The sequence below is a fragment of the Maribellus luteus genome (assembly GCF_003576475.1).
Lineage (GTDB): Bacteria > Bacteroidota > Bacteroidia > Bacteroidales > Prolixibacteraceae > Draconibacterium > Draconibacterium luteum.
In genome coordinates, this window is the sequence record NZ_QWGR01000348.1 from 1 (window position 1) to 501 (window position 501).

Consider the following 501-nt stretch of genomic DNA (forward strand, 5'->3'; position numbering starts at 1 on the left):
GACGTTGATAGCGCACGGCGGCTTCGAGCAGGAAGTGTTCGAACAGCGGGATGATGTCTTCGCGGCGCTCACGCAGCGGCGGCAGGTCGATGGCGACGACGTTCAGGCGGTAGTACAGATCGCGCCGGAAACCGCCCGCCTCGATCAGCGCTTCCATATCGCCCTTGGCGGCCGCCACGATGCGCACGTCGATGCGCACCGACGCATTCGAGCCCAGCCGCTCCAGCGCGCCCTCCTGCAACACGCGCAGCAGCTTGACCTGCAGCGCGATCGGCATGCTTTCGATCTCGTCGAGGAACAGCGTGCCGCCCGAGGCGTGCTCGAGCTTGCCGATGCGCCGCTTGCCCGCACCGGTAAAGGCTCCGGCCTCGTGGCCGAACATCTCGCTTTCGAAAATCTGTTCGGGCACGGCGCCGCAGTTCAGCGCGATGAACGGCTTGTCGTGACGCGGAGAAAGGGTGTGCAGACTGCGCGCGACCAGTTCCTTGCCCGTGCCGGTCT

General features: G+C 66.1%; 1 pseudogene. It reads right to left on the reverse strand.

The features are described from left to right. Nucleotides 1-501 (reverse strand): annotated as a pseudogene (gene aauR, locus D1614_RS29175) (two-component response regulator AauR); the annotation flags it as partial.